This window comes from Pseudomonas sp. KSR10 (assembly GCF_022355455.1).
Lineage (GTDB): Bacteria > Pseudomonadota > Gammaproteobacteria > Pseudomonadales > Pseudomonadaceae > Stutzerimonas > Stutzerimonas stutzeri_E.
The window spans coordinates 115,740-140,409 of the sequence record NZ_JAKOEN010000004.1 but is presented as its reverse complement, the minus strand read 5'-3'; the positions used below and the strand labels follow the sequence as shown (position 1 = coordinate 140,409).

Here is a 24,670-nt window from a genome sequence, read left to right as displayed (position 1 = left end):
GGCGATGAAGCGGCTACGCCATCGCCAGAAAGGGTCAGCTCCACGAAGCGCGGAAGCCGACCGTAGTGAGAGGCCAGGTCGGTTCAGCCGGCCAACACGCCATCGACCAAGGCTTTGGCTTCTTCCTGGATGCGCTTGAGGTGCGCCTCGCCTTCGAAGCTTTCCGCATAAATCTTGTAGACGTCTTCAGTGCCGGACGGGCGTGCAGCGAACCAGCCATTGTCGGTGACTACCTTGAGCCCGCCGATCGCCGCGCCATTGCCCGGCGCCTCGGTGAGAATCTGTTTGATCGGTTGGCCAGCCAGCTCAGCTGCCGTGACCTGTGAGGCGCTGAGCTTACCCAGCTTGGCCTTCTGTTCGCGATCAGCCGGAGCATCGATACGCTGGTAGACCGGCGCACCGAAACGCTCGGTGAGTGTCTGGTAGCGCTCGCCCGGATCCTTGCCGGTCACCGCGGTGATCTCGGCGGCCAACAGGCCGAGGATCAGACCGTCCTTGTCTGTCGACCATGCGCTACCGGTCTTGCGCAGGAACGACGCGCCCGCAGACTCTTCGCCACCGAAGCCGAGGCTCCCGTCCATCAAGCCATCGACGAACCATTTGAAGCCCACTGGCACTTCCACCACTTTGCGCTCGATACCCTGGGCAACCCGGTCGATCATCGAGGAGGACACCAGCGTCTTGCCGATGCCGGCTTGCGCGCTCCACTCGGGGCGATGGGTGAACAAATATTCGATCGCCACGGCCAGATAGTGGTTTGGGTTCAGCAGCCCGACGGAACGCGCGACGATGCCATGGCGATCATGGTCGGTGTCACAGGCGAAGGACACGTCGAAGCGGTCCTTGTTTTCGATCAGCCCGGCCATGGCGTGCGGCGAACTGCAATCCATACGGATCTTGCCGTCCCAGTCCAGACGCATGAAGCGGAACGTGGGATCGACACCCGTAGACAGTACCTCGAGCGGCAGCCCGTAGCGTTCAGCAATGCGCGTCCAGTAGTGCACGCCGGCACCGCCGAGCGGGTCGACGCCAAACTTCAGACCCGAGCTGCGAATCGCCTCCAGGTCGATTACCTGGCCCAAGCCGCCGACGTAGTGATCGATGAAATCGAATCGTTGAGTGGTGGCAGCCTTCAGCGCTTGGGCGTAATCCATCCGCTCGACGCCCGTGAGCCCGGCCGTCAGTAGGGCATTGGCGCGATCCTGAATCCACTTGGTCACGCCGGTATCAGCCGGACCGCCATTGGTGGGGTTGTATTTAAAACCGCCGTCAGCGGGAGGGTTGTGCGACGGGGTGATGACGATGCCGTCGGCCAGACCAGTACTACGGCCAGCGTTGTACTCAAGAATGGCGTTGGAGATGGCCGGTGTCGGCGTGTAGCCCGGCTCGCCATTGGTTTCGCTGCAGCCGGCGTCGATGCGTGTCTCGACACCGTTGGCCGCCAGCACTTCCAAAGCGGAAACGAAGGCCGGTTCGGACAACGCATGGGTGTCCATGCCGACGAAGATCGGGCCGTCGATACCCTGCTCGCGCCGGTAGTCACAGATCGCCTGGGTCACGGCAAGAATGTGCCACTCATTGAAGCTGTTTTTCAGCGAGGAACCACGATGGCCGGAGGTGCCGAACGCGACCTGCTGCGCCGGATCGGAAGGGTCGGGTCGCTCGCTGTAATAACGCGAGATCAGTCGCGGGATGTTCGTCAGGGTGTGTTCGTCCGGCAGGCGTCCTGCATTGAGGTCGAGACTCATCTGTCGTTCCTTTGGATAAAGTGGAAAGTATCGCCTCAGGCAAAACCGTGTGCCGCATGGGAGGCAATCAACACAAAAAGGCATCGTTCAACGCCGTTCACTAGGCGCTAAGACCATCATCCCTTGGGCTTTGGTTCCCCGTGCGATCGGACCAATGTTCACGCTCGCCGGCGGCGCATGATATTGCCTGTTCCTTCTTCATCCAAACGCCGCTATTTCTGGGTCTGCTGGGGGCTCGCCTTCCTAGACGAAGCTGACGGGAGCCAGGGAATAAACCATGACCCTGAACCCGCCTCGCTTTCGACGATCAGAGCGAATCCCTGCACGCTCTCGCATCGTCGGGTATTGAGTTGAGCGATTGTGCCGCCGTCCAACGAGGGCGTATCGCCGGGCGGGTGCGATACGCTGTATCAGGATCAGGCGTCAGCACACCAGCTGACGCCTGATCAGCGATATCAAGCCGCCTTGGCAGCCGTCGAAAGGCCCGCTGGGCGCTGCTCCCGGAACGCGAGCAGGAACGTCAGGAAGACGCCGAGTGCGAATACCGCGGGGAACAGCCAGATGCTCTGCCAATCGTGCCCGTCGGTTACTTCGAAATGATCGGTCACCTTGCCCGCTACCCAGAAACCGATGAGCATGCCGACGCCATAGGTGGCCAATGTGATCAGCCCTTGTGCCGAGCCCTTGAACGTCTCGCCCGCCTTGGCGTCCGTGTAGATCTGCCCGGAAACGAAGAAGAAGTCGTAGCAGATCCCGTGCAAAGCGATACCTGTGACCAGCATGAACAACAGATCACCATTGTTGCCGTAGGCGAACAGTACGTAGCGCAGCGTCCAGGCCAACATGCCCAGCAGTAGCGTCTTCTTGATGCCGAAACGCTGGATGAACAGCGGCAGCAACAGCATGAACAGCACTTCGGAAATCTGCCCCAAGGTCATCTTGCCGGTCGGATTGTCGACGCCGATTTCGGCCAGAAACGGGTTGGCGTTCTGGTAGTAGAACGCCAGCGGGATGCAGATCAACACCGAGGCGAGAAAGAAAATGGCGAAGCTGCGGTCCTTCAGAAGCTTGAGCGCATCCAGCCCGAGTATTTCCTTCAGCCCGCCCTGCTCTCGTCGTGCCAGCGGTGGCGTGCTCGGCAGGCTGAAGCTGTACAGCCCGAGCAACGCCGACGCGATGGCACACATCAGGAAGGTGTTACGCAGCGCACCGGCCGCGATGGCCTGTTGGGAATCCCAGCCGAACAGAAAGCTGATGACCAATCCGGCGATGATCCAGCCCACGGTGCCCCATACGCGGATTTTCGAGAACTCCTGCGCCGGGTCGCTCATCTGCCGGAAGGCCACGGCGTTCACCAGTGCCAGGGTCGGCATGTAGACGATCATGTAGCCCAGCACGAAGGGGTAGAACGCGCTGAAGTCAGCCGCCCGATAAAGCTGGAACAACAGCACGGCGCCGACCAGATGGAGGATGGCCAACAGGCGCTCGGCGTTGAAATACCGGTCGGCGATCAGGCCGATCACGAACGGAGCCAGAATCGCGCCCCAGGATTGGGTCGAAAACGCCATACCAATCTGGCCACCAGTCGCGCTCAGGTTGTTGGCCAGAAAGGTGCCGAGGGTAACGAACCAGCCGCCCCAGATGAAGAACTGCAGGAACATCATCAGGCTCAGCCGTGCATTGAGTGTGCTCATGGTCTTGTCCTTGTTTTAGTGCACGTCTTGTCAGTGAGATACGCCGTCATCGAGGCCCAACAACCGACGGTTTCTCGAGGCGCTGCTCGCAACGCCGGCAAAATCGTCGAAGGCTCGCGTGGCGCGGTTGATCAAATGCCGTCGAATGAAAGAAGCGCCCTCCTCGGCCCCTTGCGCTGCATCTTTGAGGCAGCACTCCCATTCGAGTACTGCCCAGCCCTCGTAACCGTACTGCGTCAGCTTGCTGAATATCTGTTTGAAATCGACCTGGCCGTCGCCCAGCGAGCGGAAGCGCCCAGGACGCTCGACCCAGCTCTGATATCCCCCGTAGACGCCCGAACGGGCGTCCGGGCGGAACTCTGCGTCCTTGACGTGAAACATGCCGATGCGCTCGTGATAGCGATCGATGAAACCGAGGTAGTCCAACTGCTGTAGCAACAGGTGGCTCGGGTCATAGAGGATTTTCGCGCGCCGGTGATGGTCGACCGCATCGAGGAAGCGCTCGAACGAGGCGCCGTCGTGCAGGTCCTCTCCGGGATGGATCTCGAAGCACAGGTCGACTCCGGCTTCGTCAAAGGCATCGAGAATAGGCCGCCAGCGCCGCGCCAGTTCGGCGAAGCCCTCCTCGATCAGACCACTCGGTCGCTGTGGCCAGGGATACATGTAGGGCCACAACAGTGCGCCGGAAAACGTCGCATGAGCGGTGAGCCCCAGGCGCCGACTGGCTTTGGCGGCCAGCAGCAGTTGGTCCATGGCCCACTCGGTACGGGCCTTTGGCTGGCCACGCAGCTCCACCGGTGCGAAATCATCGAACAGGTCGTCGAATGCCGGATGCACCGCGACCAGCTGGCCCTGCAAGTGAGTCGAAAGCTCGCTGATTTCGACGCCCGCCTCGGCGCAAAGCCCTTTCAGTTCGTCGCAGTAGGTCTGGCTCTCGGCGGCTCTTTTCAAGTCCAGGCATTGCGTGCCAAGCGTAGGTAGCTGAACCCCGCAGTAGCCGAGCGAGGCGGCCCAGCTCACAAGGTTTGCAAGCCCGTCGAACGGTGCTTGCGTGCCAAGAAACTGCGCAAGAAAGATGGCCGGACCGCGAATACCCCTGGATGTGTGGGTGTGCTCCATATTCATACCTGCCTTTCGGTAGCTGCGAATGCCGTCCACTTGCTGTCGCTGCGATGGCTGGCAAGGACCGTCTCGATAAAGGCCATGCCGCGCAGGCCCGCCTCGATGCCGGGGACATCGGGCGTCGCTCCCGATCGGATGGCAGTGGCAAAATCGCTATAAAGGTTGGCCATTGCCTCGAGATAACCCTCCGGGTGCCCAGCGGGCAGGCGCAGGCGTCGCAGGGCTTCGTCACATAACCAGCCCTGATCGACCCCGGCGCGGAGCAGGCGTTGGGCTTCGCCAAGCGGGCGATGGACCAGGCTGTTCGGTTCCTCCTGGCGCCATTCAAGACCGCCGCGCTCGCCGTACAAGCGCAACGTCAAGGCGTTCTCTTCGCCTGTGCAGACTTGACTGGCGATGAGCACGCCGCTTGCGCCTCCGTCGGTCTGGAACAACACAGCACCGTCATCGTCGAGCTGCCGTCCTGCGACATGCACGCCGAGATCCGCGCACAGCCGCTCGATGCGTTGGCAACTGACGAACTCGGCAAGATTGAAGGCGTGCACGCCAATGTCGCCCATGCAACCGCTCGGCCCGGCCTGTTCCGGCTCCCCGCGCCAGACAGCTTGCTTGTTGCCCTGCCCGGCCTGGTCCTGGCTCAGCCAGCCTTGGGGATACTCGACATAGACCTTGCGCAGACGGCCAAGCACGCCGGCTCGCACCATCTGTCGCGCCTGCCAGACCATGGGATAGCCTTGGTAGGTATGCGCCAGCCCATACAAACGTTCGCTACCGGCCAGTGTGGCGGCCAAACGCTGCACCTCGGCGAGCGACAATGCCGCCGGCTTCTCGCTAAACACATGGAAGCCCGCCCGCAGCGCCGCTTCGGCAATAGGTGCATGCAGGTGATTGGGCGTGACGATGGCCAACAGCTCCATGCGTTGGTCCTCCGGCCGCGCCTGCTCTTCGGTCAGCAGCGCCTCCCAGGATCGATAGCAGCGCTCGGGGCTCAGATGCAGTGTTTCACCGCTTCGTCTGTTGTTCTCAGGGTCCCGGCTGAAGGCACCGCAGACCAGTTCGATCCGGTCATCGAGCCGCATTGCCTGACGATGCACCTGGCCGATGAATGCTCCCTCGCCGCCACCCACCATGCCCATCCGGACCCTCGCCCGACTGGCTAAAGCCATTTCCATACTCCGTTCTAATTGTTTTATGATCAATGTAACCGGTTACATTGATCAAGAAACTAGCACCAAAGCCTGTGCTGTCAAGAAAGATTGAATAGAACGTAGCGCGCAGACCGTAATCGTCATCCGAACGTGGCAAGTCGTTGCAACTACCCACGCATGAGCCAAATCGCTGCGTTACGCTATCGACTTGCCGGCGGACCGATCACCACCGGATTGATCAACGAGGAGCTATGCCGAACATTCGCAAGGTGGCCGAACTGGCGGGGGTTTCTGTTGCCACCGTATCGCGCACGTTGAAGTCTCCTGAGAAGGTTTCGCCGCAGACCCGCGATCGCGTGCATACGGCAGTCGAGCAAGCCGGCTATCGCCCTAATCTGATGGCTATACAATTCCGTTCCCGCAGGACCCGCAACCTTGTCGTGCTGGTGCCGGTTATCGCCAACGTATTCTTTGCCCGCGTCATCAGCGGCATACAGGAAGCCGCGCAGGCGTTCGATTACCGCGTGCTGCTGTGCGATACCCGGGGCCGTGAGGAGGTCGAGACGGCCTACGCGGAGCTGGTCCACGCCCACCAGGCCGACGGTGTCATCCAGCTTCGGGCGTTCAATCCGTTCAGCGAGACCTGTCGTCACGGCGACGACCCGCCACCTATGGTCAACGCTTGCGAAGTGCTCGATACGCCGCCCTGTCCCACTGTTCGTCTGGATAACCGTGCCGCCGCCCGCACGATGACCGAACACCTGCTCGCGCTGGGCCATCGCCGCATCGGCCTGATCAAGGGGCCGCAAGGCAGTCCATTGACACGTGACCGGATCGCCGGCTACGAGGATGCACTCAGCGCCGCGGGCATTGCAGCCGACCCCGAACTGCTCTGCCGCGGCAACTTCACCTTGCAGGCCGGCTATCAAGCGGCAGACCAGCTATTGCGTTATCCGAACCGTCCCACGGCGATCTTCTGCGAGAACGATGAGATGGCGATTGGCGCCATCCAGCGCATCCGCCAATCCGGCTTACGGGTCCCGCAGGATATGTCGGTCGCCGGATTCGATGACATCCCCTTCGCTGCCTTCTGCGATCCGCCATTGACGACCATCGCACAACCCGCCGAAGCGTTCGGCCGGCAGGCGGTCGAGATGCTGGTGGCGCAGTTCGAAAAGCGCCCTCTCGAAACACCTCATGTCGTCCTGCCTTACGAGCTGGTCGTGCGCGGCAGCACGGCCGCCGCGCCTTGCTGAGCCTGGGAGCTTGCGCCAGTAAGCGTCGGGCCGTCAGGACATACGACCGCTGTCGGACGTTCGAGCGCTCGATTGGCAACGTTACCCCATGTACGCAGGTACCTGTTGCCCCGGCTGGGGTTCATCGCGCTGTCAGCTCGATCGATTCGAGGCTCGGTAGCAGCTTGTCCAAGGTCAGCGGGAAGTCGCGCACGCGGATGCCCGTCGCGTTGTACACCGCGTTGGCTACCGCTGCTCCAGCACCGCACACGCCCAGCTCACCGAGCCCCTTGCTACCCAGCGGATTGGCATTCAGGTCGGGCTCCCCGATGAAAACCACATCCATATCGGCTATGTCGGCATTGGTCGGCAGCAGGTATTCGGCCAGGTCATGGTTGACGAAATGCCCGTATCGCCCGTCGAGCACGGTCTGTTCCAGCAGCGCCGCACCTATGCCCCAAGCCATGCCGCCGAGTATCTGCGAGCGTGCTGTCTTGGCATTGAGGATGCGCCCGGCATCGATCACCGAGAGCATTCGGCGCATGCGAATCTCGCCGGTATCGATGTTCACCGAGACTTCGGCGAAATGTGCCCCGAACGAATGCTGGGAAAAGTCCTTATACGCATCCCCCATCGGGCCGACGCTCGCTTCGGCCCGTAAGCCGGTCGGCGCAACCCGCCCTAGCAAGTCGGCCAGCCGCTCCCGGTGCTCGCCGATGCCAACGGTGCCATTAACGAATCGGAGATCGTCCGGGTTGGCGTTTTCATAAGGCGAGTCAGGCCGGGCGTTAGCCGCTTCGACGATCAAGGATCTCAACTGCAGACAGGCCGCATCGACCGCCGACGCCGCGCTCGATGCGCCCCATGAGCCGCCCGAGCCTGATGTCCGCGGGAAACGCGTGTCGCCCAGCCGAACCTCGACTGCCGACATCGGGACGCCGAGCCGCTCAGCAGCGACCTGGGTCAGGATGGTATAGGTGCCCGTGCCGATGTCGGTCATGTCGAGCCGGACGCTTACCCGCCCGGTGGCGCTGATTGCTACACGCGCCGAAAAACGGCCCAGGTAGTTCGGACGAATCGCCGCGGCCATCCCCATACCGATGAGCGTCCGCCCTTCTCTGATCTTCGCCGGGGTTGGGTTGCGCCGCTCCCAACCGAAGCGCTCGGCGCCGGTACGCATGCATTCGATCAATGAGCGAGAAGAAAACGGAACGCCGCGCTCCGGATCGACCTCGGGCTCATTACGGACCCGCAGCTCGATCGGGTCGACCGCCAACCGCACGGCCAGTTCGTCCATGGCGCATTCGAACGCCAGCATGCCAGGCGCTTCGCCTGGCGAGCGCATCCACTCGCCCCGGTTGAGGTCCGTGCGCACCAGGCGGTGACGGGTCAGGCGATTGGGCGCGGCGTACAGCGAGCGGGCAAAGATTGCCGTTTGCTCGCAGAACTCCTCGACACGCGAAGTGGCCGACCAGACGTCGAAACCCATCGCCTCGAGCCGGCCATCGCGGTCCGCCCCTAGGCGTACCTGATGCACCATGGCGGCGCGGTGACCGGCGTTGGCGAACATCTGCTGTCGGGTCAGCGCCACCTTGACGGGCCGCCCAAGCTCGCGCGCCGCCAGTGCGGCCAATATGCAATCGGCGTGGGGGATCAGCTTGGCGCCGAAACCACCGCCAACGTAAGGGCTCACGACCCGCACCCGCTCGGGCGCAATACCAAGGGTGGCCGCTACTCCCCCTTGGGTGTTGGCCAGCGTCTGCGTGGAGGTATAGAGCGTAAGACCGTCGCTCGACCAGACCGCCAGCGCCGCGTGCGGCTCCATCGGGTTATGGCTCTGATACGGCGTGCTGTAGCGGACATCCACCATGGAAGCCGCCTGCGCGAACGCCGTCTCGACGTCGCCCATGGCGCTATCGGTCTCGAAGCCGGCATTGGTTCGCACCGGCGTGTACGCCTGTTCCAGACGGGAACGCAGATCGAACTCGCCTTGCTCCGTGGCATAGCGAACCCGTATCAGACCCGCTCCGGCCCGAGCGGCTTCGAAGGTTTGCGCGACCACCAACGCCACTGGCTCATCGTAATAATGCACATCGGCGGTCGCCAGCATTGGCCGCGCACGGGTGAAGGTCTCGGCTGGCGTCGGGGTCACCGGTGGGCCGAACGATGGCTGGTTCGGCGCGTTGCGATGGGTCATGACATGGAGCACACCGGGTGCCCGTTCGGCCTCGCGGGTATCGATCTCGACGATGCGTCCCCTCGCAATCGCCGCGCCGAGAATGTAGCCATAAACCATCCGCTCCACATCGCGATGTTCATAGGCATAGGTGGCTCGCCCGGTCACCTTGAGTCGGCCGTCCACTCGGTTTACGGGCTGCCCGATGGGCCCTTCATTCGCAGCTGTCATGAGGGTACTCGCTCCGTACGGGTGGCCGCCGCCAATGTCTGGCGCACGACTCGCTTGGCCAATGGAATCTTGAAGTCGTTGTCGCCGCGACCTCTTGCTTGTGCCAACGCAGCGTCGGCGGCGGCGACATAGCTCGCGTCGGTAGCCGGTTGCCCAACCAAACGCTGCTCCGCCTCGCTCGGCCGCCAAGGCTTGTGCGCGACGCCGCCGAGCGCGATGCGAGCGTTGCGCACCTCGCCGCCACCCGTCTCGACGATGACCGCCACCGATACCAGCGCAAAGGCGTAGGACGCCCTGTCACGTACCTTGCGGTAGAGCTGCTGGCCGTCTGGCGCAGGCGGCAGAGTCACCGCGACGATGAGTTCACCCTGCGCCAGGTCCGTTTCGATGTGCGGCGTATCGCCGGGCAAGCGGTACAGACGCTCGATCGGAATGCGGCGCGGCGTGCCGTCCGACCGCAGGGTTTCGATGCTGGCGCCCAGCGCAGTCATGGCCACCGCCATGTCGGAAGGATGCACGGCAATGCAGGCGTCGCTGGCTCCGAGCACCGCACTTACGCGATTGTGCCCCTGTAACGCCGAGCAGCCGGCGCCAGGCTGACGTTTGTTGCACGGCATGTTCGTGTCGTAAAAATAAGGGCATCGGGTCCGTTGCAGCAGGTTTCCGGCGGTGGTCGCCTTGTTGCGAATCTGCCCTGAGGCGCCCGCCAGCAACGCTTGCGTCAGCAATGGGTAGCCGTCGCGCACGCGCTGATCGGCCGCTAGATCGCTGTTGCGCACCAGCGCCCCGATACGAAGGCCGCCTTCAGTGGTTTGCTCGATCTCGGTCAGCGGTAGCCTGGTGACGTCGACCAGCTGAGAGGGCCGCTCGATGGATAACTTCATCAAGTCGATCAGATTGGTGCCACCACCTATGAAGCGTGCTTGTGGGTTCGCGGCAACGGTGGCAGCTGCCTCTGCGGGACTGGAGGCACGCTGGTAGTCAAACGAAAGCATGTTCAGGCCTCCTCCGCCGCGTCGCGAATGGCGGCGACGATGTTGGGATAGGCGGCGCAGCGGCATAGATTGCCGCTCATCCGCTCGCGGATTTCCATGTCGGTCAGGGCGGGACTCGCGCGCCCGACATCCGCCGTGACATGGCTCGGCCAGCCGGCCCGGACCTCCGCCAGCATGCCGACGGCGGAGCAGATCTGCCCCGGCGTGCAGTAACCGCACTGGAAGGCATCGCGTTCGATGAACGCCTGCTGCAGTGGATGCAGGATTTCCCCGTTGGCAAGGCCCTCGATGGTGACGATGTCGTCGCCTTCATGCATCACCGCCAAGCTCAGGCACGCGTTGATTCGCCGGCCGTTCACCAACACCGTACAGGCACCACACTGGCCGTGGTCACAGCCCTTTTTGGTTCCGGTCAGGCCAAGGTGTTCCCGCAGTGCATCGAGCAATGTGGTCCGCGCATCGAGCGCCAATTCGTAATCGCTGCCGTTGACCAGCAAGCGGAATGATGCGGCGTCGACCGGAGCGGCAGTTGGAGATGCAGCTTCAGGTCGAGCCAGCGCGCGCACACCGGTGGTGAGCAGCAAGCCGGCGGCAGCACCGGCCTGCAAAAGGGCTCGGCGGGTCGTTCGTGGGGTGTTGTTCTCGTCCATGGTTGTCTCCCGAAACAAGCGGTTGCTCGGGAGTGTCGTGGATCGATGTGCAGCGTTCTTTCATCTATGCGGAAGAATGTCAGCATCCCGGACGCGATGACGCCGATAGAGGTGCGGCGTGGTACCGGTCAAACGCCGGAACGTGGAGGTGAAATGGCTTTGACTGGAAAAGCCGAGCTCGAGCGCCATGAGGCTGATCGGCATTGCACTCGACTGCAGCAGCGCTTCGGCGCGGCGCACGCGGCGCTCCAGCACGTAGGCATAGGGCGCCATGCCAGTTTCCGCCCTGAAGTGGCGCGAGAATGTATCGACCGGCATGCAGGCCAGTCGCGCCAGGTCGGTCAGCGAAATGTCGCTATCGAGTCGCGACTCGATGTATTCCGTCAGACGTTTCACCAGTTGGGGCCCGAGCCTCCGCCGGCGCTTACCCGGTGATTCGTCGGGTCCGCCATTTGCCAAGCGAAGGCTCACCAGGCTCACGAGATGCTCCAGATAGACCGAATCCGGCAGATGCCCGGCACTGACTTCGGCCGCGAGCGAGCCAATCAAGCTGCGGACCACCTCATCGCTGCCGTTGACCCGGATCGGTCGATCCAATAGCGCAGAACATCCCGGAAGATCCAGCGATGGATCCAGCCACAGGGCGCTGTAGACCAAATCCGCCTCGTGAAAGTAACCGGAGCGTTCAACACCGGCGGGCACGAAGGACAAAGCCCCCGGACGGTCGCTGCCCTGATAGATGCGCCGGGATTCGCTGTAAATCTGCGTGGTCGTGGTCATGCCGCGCTCGGTCAGCACGATGACATGGCTGGGCGCGGTCCATTGAATCTCCGCCTCTTTGCAGGCCCACCGGCGCCGGTCGAACGTCACCAGACCGCCGAGCAGCGACAGGGTACCGAGGCCCGTAGCCTCTGCAGCGGCAGCACGCAGCGTTCCGTTACCTAGAAGCGGCTCGAGCGATGCGGACTCAGCTGCAGCCATGCAAGGGCCCTCCTCGGATCAGCAGTTGCGACATGATGGTTGCTCTCAGGCTTTATACACAGCGCATCTTGAACGACTTATTACGAGCGATGGGGTCAGCAGTTTCGAGAAGAAGCCTAGCCCAGATTGGCTGAAACGAACCTGAGCTCGTCAGCAGCCAATCATCGAACGGGCCGCGCTGCTGGCTTCGGCGGTTTAGCCAGCGCGCAGCAGCCGGCCGTTTGCTTTAGATCCGGTCAGCGATCAGTGCCCTCTGGCAGTTTCGCGATCACCTTGATTTCGAACTGGAAGCCGTAGAGCCAGGTCACGCCGACAGCGGTCAGCGTCGGGTGCGGCGCGCTTCCCCAGAACTCGGGTACGACCTGCCAGACGGTTTCGAACGTCGATTGCGGATCGACCATGAACACGGTGACGTCAACCACGTCGTCGAAAGTGCAGTTTGCAGCCTTCAGGATCGCATTCAGGTTCTCGAACGCGAGCCTTACCTGAGCCGTGAGATCCGGCTCCGGCGAGCCGTCTTCACGGCTACCGACCTGCCCCGAAACGAACAGGAAGCCGTTGGCGCGGATCGCCGGCGAATAGCGGTTGCGTTCGTAGAGCGCCTGGCGCCCGGGTGGGAAAACAACACTGCGCTGGGTCATGGGGTTACCTCCGTCTATAGGCCGTCGCCGGCCCGTGATTCACGATGGGTTGAATCTAAGGCGGGCATACCTGGCGGATAAACTGGCGCGTCCAGCCAACACTGTTTGTAGAATCCAAACAATCCCCGAGGCTGGAGCAGAGATGGACCGTTTTGATGCGATGAAGGCATTCATCCGCGTGGTTGAGACCGGCAGCTTCACCAAGGCAGCCGAAACCCTGCATATGAGCAAGACCACCGTGTCACAACTGGTGCAGCAACTGGAGGCCAGATTGCGTGTCAGGCTGCTCAACCGCACCACCCGCAAGGTCAACGTCACGGCCGACGGTGCTGCCTACTATGAGCGCGTAGTACGGCTACTGGCCGACATGGACGACGCCGAAACCAGCCTGTCCAGCGCCTCGGCACTCCCTCGGGGTCGTTTGCGCGTGGACGTGCCCAGCCCCTTTGCCCGGATGATTCTGGTACCAGCGCTGCCTGCGTTTTACGCTCGGTATCCGGACATTCAGCTGGACATGGGCGTAAGCGATCGCACGGTCGATTTGATCGGCGAGAACGTGGACTGTGTCGTGCGCGGCGGCGAACTCACCGACCAGTCACTGATAGCGCGGCATGTCGGCGACCTACGGCTTGGGGTCTACGCGGCGCCGAGCTACCTGGAGCGGGCCGGCACGCCCTCACATCCGCGGGAGTTGCAAGACACGCACCACCGGATTGTGGGTTTCCTCTGGGAACGGGCCGGCAAAGTCGTCCCGTATGCCATGCACGGCAACGGAGAGAACATCAAGGTGCTCGGTCGCTATCTGCTCTCGGTCGACGACGGCAACGCTTACCTCGCGGCCGGCCTGGCCGGGCTGGGTGTTTTATGGCTGCCGGATTACATGGCCAAGGATCATCTGGCACGCGGCGAGTTGATCCCCCTGTTCGAAAGCTGGCAACTCGATTCGATGCCGATGTATATCGCGTTTCCCCCGAACCGACATGTCAGCGCCAAACTGCGCGTGTTCATCGATTGGATCGCAGAGCTGATGGCGCAGCACGCACCCGTAACCGGCCGGCACGGTCGATAACCAAGACGCTTGCGCGCACGACCACGACTGCAGGCAATCAGGGCAATAACGTCGCCAAGGCAGACAGCAACAACAGTACCGCCAGGCTCCGATTGAACATTACCCGCCGTACCCTGGATCCCAGGAGCGCTGCCGCACCTCGTCCGAGGAGCGCCCAAGCGCCCAGGCACGGCAGGGAAATGCAGAAGAACACCAGTGACAGCTGCGTCACGTCATCCCAGCGCTCCGCGCCGGGGCGGGCGAATACGCTGATGACCGCAATGGCCATCATCCAGGCCTTGGGATTGACCAGTTGCAGGCCTGCCGAGGCTAGAAAACCGATACGCGACCCTGCCACCCCATCTTCCACGCGCTCGGGTTCCGGACTCGTGTAGATCTGCCAGGCGAGATAGCTCAGCCAGAGGATACCGAGCCCCTTCATCAGGCTCTGCAGCAGAGTGTGCGTCGCCACCGCATCGCCAACGCCGAGGCCAACCGCCAGCACCACCAGCGCGGCACCTGCGCAGCCACCCAGAACGATTGGCAAAGCGCCAAGCACACCGAAGCGCACGCTGTGGCTGAGCACCAGCACATTGGTCGGCCCTGGCGTGATGGATGCCACGAACGCAAACAAGGCAAACGGCAGGAGTTCGATCATAACGAGCCCCCCCGGCGGCAGTGATTGTGCAACGGCCTATCGAAATTATCGCTCATGTCGTCCGACTCCTGAGTAGCGTCGGTGCCAGTCTGAGCAGCCAGTAATCAGTCGTCTGGAAGATTCGAGCAGCGCGTGCGGTAGTGCGCCGGGGTCAGGCCATAGGCGCGCCGAAACCACCGGCCAAGGTGGCTTTGGTCGGCAAATCCGAGGATGGAGGCGACCTCGGCGGGCGCTTGCCCTCGGGCCAGCAGATAGCGCGCCTTGGCCAGCCGCAACTGGATGAGATAGGCATGCGGTGCGAGCCCAAACGCCGCCTTGAACGCGCGGGACAAGCGAAAGCGACTGACTCCAGTCACCGCAGCGAGCTCATCCAGCCCGATGTCCTGATCGAAATGCGCATGCAGGTATTCGCGCGCACGAATGGCCACCCGTGGCAGTCGCGGGTCGTCCTGTCGCTCCTGCCGCCAGCGAAGATGGCCGCTCAGGTTGAGCAGCAGCGTATCCAGCGCGGTTTGCCGCACGATGCGCAGGTCGCATTGCTCCAGCGCGTGGAATGCGTTCGCGATGGCACTTAGCAGCTGGGGGCGCTCCGTCAGGGTTCTATCGAATCCAGGTTCACCACAGGCTAGCGGCGTATCGTCAAGCGTACGCAACTCCCGCGCGAGCCAGGCCGGCTCCAGGTAAAGCATTGAATAGGTGAACCCGCCGTCGACAGGTGCATCACCGTCGTGGATCTCACCGGGCTCGACGAGAAAGATCTGGCCGGGCGTGCTCTTGTGCAACGCACCCCGGCAACTGAATTGCTGAACGCCCTGTTCGGTGAAGCCAATCAAATAGCTGTCATGCCAGTGAGGGTCGAATGCATGGCCCTCGAAGTGCGCACGAATGGTCTCGATGCCGGTATCGGCATCCTGGCGAAGGGTGATCCAGCTACGATCATCGGTATGCATCGAGCACTCGGGGCAGAAGTATCAACGTGCGAAGGGTGATCCTAGTACGGAGTCAAACTCATGTCTGGAACGTTCGTGCGGGCGCTCAGCCAGTGTGCTCCTCCCCGCCACCCAGTTCGCTTCGCAGGCATCGTCGAAACAACTGATGCAGCGGCAACTGCTGCGCGCTGTGGCGGCTGACCAGCATTAGTTCGCGATAGAAGGTGGCACTGCCGAGTGGCAATATGCGAACCGTCGGTTCACGCTCCAACCAGAGTCCGGCTTTGGGCACCAGCGCCACGCCCAGTCCGCTTTCTACCATTTTGACGATTGCGTCGAGCTCGTCGAGTTCGAGCCCCGGGCGAACCTCCAATCGGTGTTTGCGCAGGAAATGACTGACCTGTCGGCCACCGAACGAACTGCGGTCGTAACGCACCAAGGGATGATCGGCGAGCAACTGGAACGGGTCGTCGCCTTCGGTTTCCAGGGGCGCGATCAAAACGAACGGCTCCTGCTGGATCAGCTCGACATGCAGTTCCTTGGGCAACGCAAACGGGGGGCGGATCATCACCGCCAGGTCGATATCGCCCGCATCGACCTGTGACAGCAGGTTCAGCGAAACACCAGGGACGAGTTTGGGCGCAACGCCTGGGGCCTCACGCCGCAAACGCAACAAAACCGGCGGCAGCAACCCGGTCTGCACCGTGGCGATCGCGCCGATACGCAGCTCGCCACGGTATTCAGTCAGCGACTCGGGCTGCCCCATCTGTGCGAACGTCTCAAGAACCTGCTCGGCCAGTGGCAACGCGCGCAACCCGGCGGCATTGAGGTGCGCCGAACGCCCGGTTCGATCGAACAAACGCAGGCCTAAGCTCTCTTCGAGATTTTTGATCTGGGCGCTCACGGCCGATTGTGTCAGACCGATCTGGTTGCCTGCCGCCGCGAAGCTGCCGCACCGAGCGATCGCCAGGAAGGTTTTTATCTCGCGAATCATGGGCACCGTTCCGATCGATTTTTTTGAGGCTCGGATCAAAACATATCCGTTGTTGGCGGGTGCGACAAATAGACCAGAATGGATGCTGTCGTTCCCACAAAAAAGGAAGTCCCGATGAGCCTCTCCCCCTTTCACCTTGCGATCCCCGTTTACGACTTGCCAGCGGCCCGCCATTTCTACGGAGAAGTATTCGGTCTTGCCGAAGGGCGCTCGTCCGAGCATTGGGTCGACTTCGACTTCTACGGGCATCAACTGGTGATCCATGAACACCCGAAGACCCAGTCCCAGGATGCCGCGCACACCAACGCGGTAGATGGCCACGACGTGCCGGTGCCGCACTTCGGCATCGTGCTGAGCTGGCCGGAGTGGGAAGCCTTGGCCGAGCGCCTACGCTCTTTGGGCACGCAGTTCGTCATCGAGCCTTATGTGCGCTTCCAGGGCCAGGTCGGCGAGCAAGCCACCATGTTCCTCTTCGATCCCTGCGGCAATGCACTGGAATTCAAGGCATTCAAGGATATGAGCCAGCTGTTCGCCAAATGACCGCGTTCGCAGTCCGATGCCAGGCTGGGGCGGCGCGCAGAATAGTCGCGCCTAGTCCGGTATATGACATGCGAGCAAGGGTCGATTCGAGTCGGAGGACGGATAACGGCTCGCCTCCAATGACCACCCAGCCTTACGCCCTGCCGAGACGAATCAATGGACTCCCGTAAACCTTTGGATGCGATGGCCGTTGGTCTGATGCTGCTGCTCTGCCTGATTTGGAGCGCGCAACAGATCGCGCTGAAGGCGACCGCAGCGGATTTCTCCCCTGTGTTGCAGATCGCCCTGCGTTCGGGCATCGGAGCACTGCTGGTCGCGACATTGATGCTCTGGCGTCGTGAACGACTGACCGTCGCGCAGGGCATGTGGAAGCCAGGGTGTCTGGCCGGTATCTGCTTTGCTCTAGAGTTCCTGCTGGTTGGCGAGGCCGTGCGGCACACCTCTGCCGGACATGTCGTGGTATTCGTCTACACCGCGCCGGTGTTCGCGGCCCTCGGCCTGCACTGGAAGCTGCCGAACGAGCGCCTCGCCCCGCTGCAGTGGGTTGGCGTAGGGCTGGCCTTCGTCGGAATCGCTGTGGCCTTCCTACGCGGCGCCGACGCTGAGGCCGGGTTAACCAGCGTGCTGTGGGGCGACTTTCTTGCCCTGCTGGCCGGCGCGGCCTGGGGCGCAACCACCGTGCTGATCCGCGCCTCTCGGCTCTCTTCACTGCCAGCAACCCAGACGCTCCTGTATCAGCTGCTGATGGGTTTCGTACTGCTGCTTCCTATCGCCGCTCTGATCGGTCACACCACTTTCAATCCAACTCCGCTGGTTTGGCTGAGCCTGGGCTTCCAGTCGCTGATCGTCTCCTTTGCCAGCTTTCTACTCTGGTTTGCCTTGCTGCGCCGCTATCTCGCGTCGCGGCTTGGTGTGTTGTCCTTTCTCACGCCATTGCTGGGCGTTGCGCTCGGTGCATGGCTGCTGGCCGAGCCGGTAGAGCCCAGCTTCATTGCCGGGGCGATTCTGGTGCTGAGCGGGATCGTACTGGTCAGTGGCTATGGCTGGATCGCGTCGGTATGGAGGCGGTAGGCCGCGCATGCGGCTAACCTCGGGCGTTCACTTCCGAAGCGCGTAGACATATGCCTCGACTGTCTGGCCGCTGGCCAGCTGCACGACGGTCGGTGTGCGCATGTAGGCGTCACCTTCGAAGGCGTCGAGTCTTGCCCAGTGGTCAGACAGCTGATCGGAGCTGAAAACCAGGCCCTCGATAGTGTCGCCCTGCTCCCCCAGGTCGAGCCCGGGGAACCCCATCGCGGCGCCCCAACCCTCTTCACGCAGCGTGCCCGTCACGCTCGCCGCTTCCCAGGAGCCGGGCACGCCGGCCAGGATGTGTTCGTTCGGCCGTCCGGGTGCCAGCGAGCCGTAAATGAAAAGCCGTTCCATCTCCAATCCCCCCAAAGTGGCAGGCGCCGCCCAGCCAAGATTATCGTCAACATGTCTAATCACCGAGCGATAGGACGCGCTATCACGCACTCGCTGCGGCCTGCCATTCCCGCGGACTGGCACCGGTCTTCCGGCGGAAGGCACGGGCCAGCGCCGACGGGCTCTCGTAGCCGACCTCGTCGGCGATCAATGCGATCGGTCGTCCCTCGCGCAAGCGCTTCTGCGCCAAGCTGATACGCCAGCTGGTGAGGTAATCGGCCGGCGTCTGTCCGACCACCGCGCGGAAACTGGCGGCAAAGCTGGCCCTGGACATGTTCGACTCCGCCGCCAATTCAGCCACTGACCAGGCACGCTCGGGTTCGGCGTGCATCAGCGTCATCGCGCGTGCCAGACGCAGGTCCGCAAGACCGGCCATCATCCCTGAGGTCATGGTCTGACTGGCCATCAGGTGGCGCAGCATCTGCACGATCAGCAGCTCGAAAAGCCGCCCCATCACTGCCTCCCGGCCGCAATAACTGGCAAGCGCCTCCTCGAAAAGCCAGTTCAGCGCGCCATCGAGAATCGGCGCTTCGGCAACCGGCAGCAGCAGTACGTCGGGCAATGCGGCTGCCAGCGGATTGTTCACCCCGCCACTGAAGCGCAACGTCGCGCAGACCAGTCGTGCATGTTCGGATTCACTGGCAATCATCCGGTGACGATAGGGTCGTGGAAATACCATGACGGTTGGCTCGGTCAGCTTGACCTCGCTGTTGTCCTCCAGGCGAAGGGTCATGCTGCCCTCGCGCAAAACGTGGATGTAGCCCACCTGATCGGCCGTTTCGAAAGCCGCTACACCGCACAATTCCCCGCTGTGATAGAGCCCTGCACTCATGCCGAAGTGAGTGAGCAGGCTAGATAGACGATCCATGACAAGCCTCGATTAGACGATCAGTTGCATATTGTCGACGATTTGAACCCAAAGCAACGTTCCGCCTGCGCATTATGTCCCTGCACCTGACGCATGCCGCTCACGAAGTCCTGAGCCATTTCCAGTGTTGGTGCTCTGGTCCGCTGAATGCAACCAGCGACCGACACGCGAACCCGAATCATCTCATCGACAAGGTAGATCAACGTCATGACCACCGCATCCAAAACCCGCAAAACCATAGCCTCCGCTCTTTTCGCCGTCTCCACGCTGGGCAGTGCCATCGGCTTCGCCGCCGACAAACCCACCGTGATTCTGGTGCATGGCGCCTTTGCCGAATCCGCGAGCTGGAACGGCGTAGCCGCTCGGCTGATCGACCAGGGCTACCCTGTGGTCGCTGCAGCCAACCCGCTCCGTGGGGTGGCGAACGATGCGAAGTACGTATCGAACATCATCGAGCACACATCCGGGCCCATCGTATTGGTCGGCCACTCCTACGGCGGTAGCGTCATCACCAACGCAGTGAAGGGCAGCAGCAAGGTTAAGGCGCTGGTCTACGTCGCTGCGTTCGCACCGGCAACTGGCGAAAGCGCTGCCACGCTGGCAGGTAAGTTTCCCGGCGGCACCCTGGGCCCGACGCTTGCGGCACCGGTGCAACTGAGCGATGGCAACCAGGACCTGTACATCCAGCAAGACAAGTTCGCCGAGCAGTTCGCCGCGGACGTCGCACCGGCCGAGGCGGCACTCATGGCGGCGACCCAGCGCCCGATCACCGCCGCGGCGCTCAACGAGGAGAGCCAGCAGGCCGCCTGGGACTACGTGCCGTCCTGGTTCGTTTACGGCACGGGTGACAAGAACATTCCCGAAGCAGCGCTGAAGTTCATGGCCGACCGTGCCGGGTCGAAGAAAACGGTGAACATTCCCGGCGCATCCCACGTCGTGATGACCTCGCATCCAGACGAAGTGGCGGCCCTGATTGCCGAAGCCGCCGAGGCCACGACCAAGTAACCAGCCTGGCCTCGTGCGCCGTTCGATGAGCTCGCCTCATCGAACGGCGTTTTCATTCCAGCAGGAGTGCTTGCGCGTAGCTGCTCGGTTTCGCCAGTTGATGGTTTGCCGACTCACACTGAACGGGCGATACGCTCGCGCAGCCACTGGTGCGCCGGGTCGCGGTGGGAGCGTTCGTGCCACAGCATCGCCATTTCATACCCCGGCACCTCAACCGGCGGTTCAACGAACCGCAGCGCCGCGTTGTCGCGTACCAGTCGCCACGGCAGCATGGCGACCAGATCGGTACTCGCCAGCGCCGCCATCACGAACAGAAAATGCGGGACCGAAAGCGCCACGCGGCGTGACAGACCGGCAGCCTGCAACACCTCGTCGGTCACACCACGAAAGCCACCGCCATCCGGCGAAACGATGACGTGCGCAAGCTTGCAGAACTGGCTGATCGACGGCCGCTTGCGCAGGCCTGGATGCCCTGCTCGCCCCGCCAGCACATAGCGTTCGGCAAACAGCAAACGGCGATGCAAACCCGGTGGCGAGCCGTCACTGGTATGGAAGGCGAGATCGATAGTGCCTTGCTCCGCCTGTTTGGCGATACGCGGCGGAGCCATTTCAATGACGGCCAGTTGAACACCAGGCGCCTGGGAATACAGCCCTGCGAGCGCCGGCATCACGATTGTCGATTCGGCATAGTCGGTGGCTGCAATCCGCCAGGTATGAGTTGCCCTGGAAGGATCGAAGGGAGCCGAAGGCGACACCACCTGCCTCAGCGCCTCGAGTACCTGACGTAGCGGCTCGCGCAACTCCTCCGCTTTCGCGGTGGGTCTCATGCCCCGCGGGCCGGGCAGCAACAGCGGATCGCCAAAGAACTCGCGCAGCTTGGCCAGATGCACACTCACCGAGGGTTGCGCCAGATTCAGACGCTCCGCCGCGCGTGTCACGTTGTGCTCAGCGAGCAGTACGTCGAGTGTCAGTAGCAGATTTAGGTCGAGCCTGTGGAGATTACTCATTGCAATACCTGGAATTTCAATTATTCATTTTTAACATAGCCGAGCACGGGCGACCCTAGGCACTCACCTACTCGCTCACCCTTCTGATGCACCAACGGAGCTCAGCCATGAATATTCTTCTTGTTTACGCCCACCCTGAACCCCAATCACTGAACGGCTCTCTGAAGGACTTCTCGGTCAAGCGGCTCGAAGCGGCAGGCCATGACGTCCAGGTTTCAGACCTCTATGCAATGAAGTGGAAGGCCTCGGTCGACGCCGAAGACAATCTGGAGCATCCGATCGATGCGCGCTTCGAGCCATCGCTCAGTTCCAAGCAGGCGTACGAGAACGGCAGCCAGCGCGCGGACATCGCCGCGGAACAGGAGAAACTGCGCTGGGCCGATGCGGTGATTCTGCAATTCCCGCTGTGGTGGTTCTCGATGCCCGCCATCCTCAAAGGCTGGGTCGATCGCGTGTATGCGTACGGCTTCGCGTATGGCGTCGGGGAGCATTCCGATGCGCGCTGGGGCAACCGATACGGTGAGGGCACGCTCGCAGGCAAGCGCGCCATGCTGGTCGTCACCACGGGCGGGTGGGAGTCGCATTACAGCGCTCGCGGAATCAATGGCCCGATGGACGATGTGCTGTTTCCAATACAACACGGGGTACTGTACTACCCGGGCTTCGACGTTCTGCCGCCCTTCGTCATCTATCGAACCAGCCGGATGGACGAAGACCGTTACGCAACGGTCTGCCATCACCTCGGCGAGCGGCTCGATACGCTGTTCAGCACCGCACCGATTCCCTTCCGCCAGCAGAACGCCGGTGCCTACGAGATACCGGCGCTCACCCTGCGCGATGAATTCGCGCCCGGCGAATCGGGTTTTAAAGTGCATGTCGCTCGCGAATAGATCGGGCGACCGCTAAGGGCCACATTGTTTTTGTGATGGGGAACCGACTCGGAGGGGCTAAACAAAAGCGAGGATCTACCGATAACCCGGCATGCCAGGCGAAACGCATCTTTCGGTACGGTCTCGCGGCATCAGTCAGCCGGTTCTTCACCCTGCCCCGTTCATCGCGGCGGGTGCCAAGGTCGGTATCGCCCATCTGCAAGCGGAGCCCCACCGTGCAACTGATCGATAATCGAGCGCTGATCAACGATGCCCTGAGCCAGTCTGCGGAGCTCACTGGAGGTCGCTTCGATCATCGCTACTGGTTGAGCAAGGTGGCGGACGTGAAGTTGCTGATCATTTCCAAGCCGGAAGTACTGTTCGACCTGTCGGTCAAGGTCTACATTCCGCTGCCTCCCGGACAGAAGACACCACTCACCTACGGCGACGGCTGGTTCAATTGGCACTTTCTCGGTAGCAAAGGCGCGATGGTTACTATCGCCCGGGAGATTCTGACCATCGCCATGCGCAATCGGGCATCCAACTCATCCGTGCTGCAGGTCTGGCTAGCCCAATTGGTGTCGTTCAAGCACAGCGACCATACCATCGCCGTGCTTGAACCCGAGCCGCATAAGGACCTGGTGGGGCACTAGGCCGGTTCGCCCGAACCGAGCGCCGCTTCCTCGTAATCCAGTTCGCGCAGCAGCGTCTGCAGCATCTGCTCGTCAATGACGTAGCGTTTGCGCATCCGATAGAGCTCCTTGCGCTGCACCCCGATGGCCTGCATGCGAATGTCGCGCTCCAGTGCCATCGTCTCGCGGGCCTGGTTGGTTCGCTCGTGGTGATCCATCAGAGCTTCGATGTCCTTGCGGTAGGACTCGGTAACCCGCGCCGTCACTTCGCTACGAAGCAGCACCTGGTCAGGGTCATCGACGGGGTTGGCCTGCTTCCAGTTTTCCAGCCAGCTGACGGCTGCCTGGGCGGCCGTCCGGCGGGCCTTCTTCAGCTCTTCCCGGTGCAGTTCGACGTCGTTGTTGGGCAGCTTCTTGAGAAAAAAAGGAATCCCCAAGGCCCCCACCAGCAACGACAGGATGATCACCGCCGCGGCGAGGAAGATCATCAGGTCGCGGCCCGGGAACGGGGTATCGCCAATCATCAGCGGGATCGACAGCACGCCGGCAAGGGTAATCGCCCCACGTACACCCGCCACTGCGCTCAGCGCGGAAAACAGGGGAAGCGGCTTGGGCTGCACCGTTCTGCCGAGCAGACGAAGCACACGCGCTTCCCCCCAGTGATAGGCGAAGACGAACAGGAAGCGGATCACCAGCAACAGCGCCATGATGGCCAGCGCGCTGAATATCAGCATCGGCATCCGGTAGGTCTCGTGGCCAGCGGCCTCCCAGACGCGTTCGACGATGCGGGGAAACTGCAGCCCCAACAGCAGGAAGACCAGGCCGTTGAAGCTGAAATCGAGCATTTCCCAGATGCTGCGGTTGAGAATGCGCGTGCTGGTCTTGACCGGCAGCATGTCGATGCGGCTCTGTACCATCCCCGCCGCCACCGCCGAGAGAATGCCGGACATCCCGGCATGCTCGGCCAGGAAGAACGCGGCGAACGGCAGCAGCAGGATCATTACCACATAGGTCGACGGATCGAACAGGTCGCGTGCCGTCATCCACTGCTTGGCCTTACCGACCGCCCAGCTCAAGCCGGCGCCGATGGCCAGCCCGCCGAGGGCGATGACGAAGAATTCACCCGTCACGCTGATCATCGAGAACGAGCCGGTGATCGCTGCCGCCAGCGCGAACTTGAAGGAAACCAGGCCGGTGGCGTCGTTCATCATCGCCTCGCCTTCCAGCTGGTGCGCCATATGCCGCGGGAGTCTGCCCTGAGCAATGGCGATCACAGCCAGCGCGTCGGTCGGCGACAGAATGGCTGCCAGCGCGAAGCTTGCACCGAGCGGAATGGCGGGCAACAGCCAGTGAATGAAGTAACCGACCACTACCAGGATGATCAGCACGAGCACCAGTGACATGGCGGTCATTTCCGCGCCATGCTCGGTGAACTCGCGCTTGGGAATTTTCCAGCCGTCGTAGAACAGCAGCGGCGGAATGAACAGCAGCATGAAAATTTCAGGTTGTAGCTCGACCCCCATGCCGAACGGCGGAAGCGCCAGCACACTGCCCATGATGATCTGCAGGATCGGCAGGGGTAGCGGTACGACATTGGCCAGAACGCGGCTTGCACCCACCGCAAGCAACAGCAGGAATATCAGGTAGAGCGTTTCCATGGGGCCGGCGGGCTCTCTGTAAAAGGTAATAGACGGGATGCACGCAACAGATGCGCATGCGAAAAAGTATAGCCAGGTGTTTGGGTATAGCCGCCTCGTTCGTCAGATCTGATCGGACTAAAACCAACGAAGCCGCGTTCGGCGCTTTGTAGCATCAGACGTCGCACCCGCAGGCAACCGTCACTCGCGATGACAGGATTATCGGTCGCCAGACTCACCACCTGTCGGATGTCCGATCCGCTGGACACCATGTCCAGCCTGCCTGGCATTTATTACCGTTCATGTCCCCTCCGCTGGACGGCCGGCGCGCGGGCGAAAACTCCATCTACCCTTAGGTCCGTGGCGCTAGAGCGGCGCACCGGCGCTCAGCGACCAGT

The 24,670-nt window shown here is 62.2% G+C and carries 23 protein-coding genes; 7 read left to right on the top strand and 16 right to left on the bottom strand.

Features of this window, described 5'->3' with window-relative positions; translation table 11 throughout:
- Positions 1–83: 83 nt before the first annotated feature.
- The 4 genes from pgm to MCB86_RS01445 form a co-directional block, all read right to left on the bottom strand.
- The gene (pgm, locus tag MCB86_RS01460; RefSeq protein ID WP_239609286.1) at positions 84–1,748 is read right to left on the bottom strand and encodes a phosphoglucomutase (alpha-D-glucose-1,6-bisphosphate-dependent); all 1,665 of its coding nucleotides are present in this window, start codon (positions 1,746–1,748) and stop codon (positions 84–86) included.
- Between the two features lie 455 nt (positions 1,749–2,203).
- Positions 2,204–3,442 carry a nucleoside permease gene (locus tag MCB86_RS01455; RefSeq protein ID WP_239609282.1) on the bottom strand — a complete coding sequence of 413 codons (1,239 nt, stop codon included), beginning with the start codon at positions 3,440–3,442 and terminating at the stop codon, positions 2,204–2,206.
- Between the two features lie 30 nt (positions 3,443–3,472).
- Positions 3,473–4,567: a sugar phosphate isomerase/epimerase gene (locus MCB86_RS01450; RefSeq protein WP_239609280.1), complete on the bottom strand. Its 1,095-nt coding sequence runs from the start codon at positions 4,565–4,567 to the stop codon at positions 3,473–3,475.
- A complete protein-coding gene (locus tag MCB86_RS01445; protein WP_239609472.1) occupies positions 4,564–5,700 on the bottom strand; it encodes a Gfo/Idh/MocA family oxidoreductase in 1,137 nt (378 codons plus the stop codon). Before MCB86_RS01445 ends, MCB86_RS01450 begins: the two co-directional genes overlap by 4 nt.
- 263 nt (positions 5,701–5,963) lie before the next feature.
- Here MCB86_RS01445 and MCB86_RS01440 point away from each other — a divergent pair, with 263 nt between their 5' ends.
- A complete protein-coding gene (locus MCB86_RS01440) occupies positions 5,964–6,968 on the top strand; it encodes a LacI family DNA-binding transcriptional regulator (RefSeq protein WP_045161902.1) in 1,005 nt (334 codons plus the stop codon).
- A 121-nt stretch (positions 6,969–7,089) separates the two neighbouring features.
- Here the strand turns inward: MCB86_RS01440 and MCB86_RS01435 are convergent, their stop codons facing one another.
- The 5 genes from MCB86_RS01435 to MCB86_RS01415 form a co-directional block, all read right to left on the bottom strand.
- Positions 7,090–9,354, bottom strand: a complete 2,265-nt coding sequence (locus tag MCB86_RS01435; RefSeq protein ID WP_239609278.1) for a xanthine dehydrogenase family protein molybdopterin-binding subunit — start codon at positions 9,352–9,354, stop codon at positions 7,090–7,092.
- Positions 9,351–10,349 carry a xanthine dehydrogenase family protein subunit M gene (locus MCB86_RS01430; RefSeq protein ID WP_239609276.1) on the bottom strand — a complete coding sequence of 333 codons (999 nt, stop codon included), beginning with the start codon at positions 10,347–10,349 and terminating at the stop codon, positions 9,351–9,353. The genes MCB86_RS01435 and MCB86_RS01430 overlap by 4 nt, the downstream gene beginning before the upstream one ends.
- A 2-nt stretch (positions 10,350–10,351) precedes the next feature.
- Positions 10,352–10,999, bottom strand: coding sequence for a 2Fe-2S iron-sulfur cluster-binding protein (locus tag MCB86_RS01425; RefSeq protein WP_239609274.1), 648 nt, complete (start codon positions 10,997–10,999; stop codon positions 10,352–10,354).
- A 60-nt stretch (positions 11,000–11,059) separates the two neighbouring features.
- Positions 11,060–11,980: an AraC family transcriptional regulator gene (locus MCB86_RS01420; RefSeq protein ID WP_239609272.1), complete on the bottom strand. Its 921-nt coding sequence runs from the start codon at positions 11,978–11,980 to the stop codon at positions 11,060–11,062.
- A 236-nt stretch (positions 11,981–12,216) separates the two neighbouring features.
- Positions 12,217–12,621, bottom strand: coding sequence for a RidA family protein (locus MCB86_RS01415; protein ID WP_239609271.1), 405 nt, complete (start codon positions 12,619–12,621; stop codon positions 12,217–12,219).
- 142 nt (positions 12,622–12,763) lie between these two features.
- Between MCB86_RS01415 and MCB86_RS01410 the strand changes: the two genes are divergently transcribed.
- Positions 12,764–13,690 (top strand): LysR family transcriptional regulator, encoded by a 927-nt coding sequence (locus MCB86_RS01410; RefSeq protein ID WP_045161894.1) that lies wholly within the window; start codon positions 12,764–12,766, stop codon positions 13,688–13,690.
- 37 nt (positions 13,691–13,727) lie between these two features.
- Here MCB86_RS01410 and MCB86_RS01405 read toward each other — a convergent pair whose 3' ends face one another.
- From MCB86_RS01405 to MCB86_RS01395, 3 genes are all read right to left on the bottom strand, one after another.
- Entirely contained in the window at positions 13,728–14,327 is a 600-nt protein-coding gene (locus tag MCB86_RS01405) for a LysE family translocator (protein ID WP_239609268.1), read from the bottom strand.
- 104 nt (positions 14,328–14,431) lie between these two features.
- Positions 14,432–15,277 (bottom strand): AraC family transcriptional regulator, encoded by an 846-nt coding sequence (locus MCB86_RS01400; RefSeq protein WP_239609266.1) that lies wholly within the window; start codon positions 15,275–15,277, stop codon positions 14,432–14,434.
- 85 nt (positions 15,278–15,362) lie between these two features.
- A complete protein-coding gene (locus MCB86_RS01395; protein ID WP_045161891.1) occupies positions 15,363–16,250 on the bottom strand; it encodes a LysR family transcriptional regulator in 888 nt (295 codons plus the stop codon).
- Positions 16,251–16,364: 114 nt separating this feature from the next.
- Between MCB86_RS01395 and MCB86_RS01390 the strand changes: the two genes are divergently transcribed.
- Both MCB86_RS01390 and MCB86_RS01385 read left to right on the top strand, forming a co-directional pair.
- Positions 16,365–16,790 (top strand): VOC family protein, encoded by a 426-nt coding sequence (locus MCB86_RS01390; protein WP_239609264.1) that lies wholly within the window; start codon positions 16,365–16,367, stop codon positions 16,788–16,790.
- Positions 16,791–16,946: 156 nt separating this feature from the next.
- Positions 16,947–17,861 (top strand): DMT family transporter, encoded by a 915-nt coding sequence (locus MCB86_RS01385; protein WP_239609262.1) that lies wholly within the window; start codon positions 16,947–16,949, stop codon positions 17,859–17,861.
- Between the two features lie 27 nt (positions 17,862–17,888).
- Here MCB86_RS01385 and MCB86_RS01380 read toward each other — a convergent pair whose 3' ends face one another.
- On the bottom strand, positions 17,889–18,215 hold the full coding sequence (locus MCB86_RS01380; protein ID WP_239609260.1) for a gamma-glutamylcyclotransferase: 327 nt from the start codon (positions 18,213–18,215) through the stop codon (positions 17,889–17,891).
- Between the two features lie 82 nt (positions 18,216–18,297).
- A complete protein-coding gene (locus MCB86_RS01375; protein WP_045161887.1) occupies positions 18,298–19,122 on the bottom strand; it encodes an AraC family transcriptional regulator in 825 nt (274 codons plus the stop codon).
- Between the two features lie 207 nt (positions 19,123–19,329).
- On the opposite strand from MCB86_RS01375, the gene MCB86_RS01370 reads away from it, so the two are divergent.
- The gene (locus tag MCB86_RS01370) at positions 19,330–20,127 is read left to right on the top strand and encodes an alpha/beta fold hydrolase (RefSeq protein ID WP_239609258.1); all 798 of its coding nucleotides are present in this window, start codon (positions 19,330–19,332) and stop codon (positions 20,125–20,127) included.
- Between the two features lie 113 nt (positions 20,128–20,240).
- On the opposite strand, the gene MCB86_RS01365 is transcribed toward MCB86_RS01370, so the two are convergent.
- On the bottom strand, positions 20,241–21,134 hold the full coding sequence (locus MCB86_RS01365; protein WP_239609256.1) for a LysR family transcriptional regulator: 894 nt from the start codon (positions 21,132–21,134) through the stop codon (positions 20,241–20,243).
- 107 nt (positions 21,135–21,241) lie between these two features.
- On the opposite strand from MCB86_RS01365, the gene MCB86_RS01360 reads away from it, so the two are divergent.
- Both MCB86_RS01360 and MCB86_RS01355 read left to right on the top strand, forming a co-directional pair.
- Positions 21,242–22,024: an NAD(P)H-dependent oxidoreductase gene (locus MCB86_RS01360; RefSeq protein WP_239609254.1), complete on the top strand. Its 783-nt coding sequence runs from the start codon at positions 21,242–21,244 to the stop codon at positions 22,022–22,024.
- A 215-nt stretch (positions 22,025–22,239) separates the two neighbouring features.
- On the top strand, positions 22,240–22,656 hold the full coding sequence (locus tag MCB86_RS01355; protein WP_045161883.1) for a hypothetical protein: 417 nt from the start codon (positions 22,240–22,242) through the stop codon (positions 22,654–22,656).
- Here MCB86_RS01355 and MCB86_RS01350 read toward each other — a convergent pair.
- Positions 22,653–24,293: a Na+/H+ antiporter gene (locus tag MCB86_RS01350; RefSeq protein WP_045161882.1), complete on the bottom strand. Its 1,641-nt coding sequence runs from the start codon at positions 24,291–24,293 to the stop codon at positions 22,653–22,655. The two genes, MCB86_RS01355 and MCB86_RS01350, sit on opposite strands and share 4 nt — an antisense overlap.
- Positions 24,294–24,670: the final 377 nt, after the last annotated feature.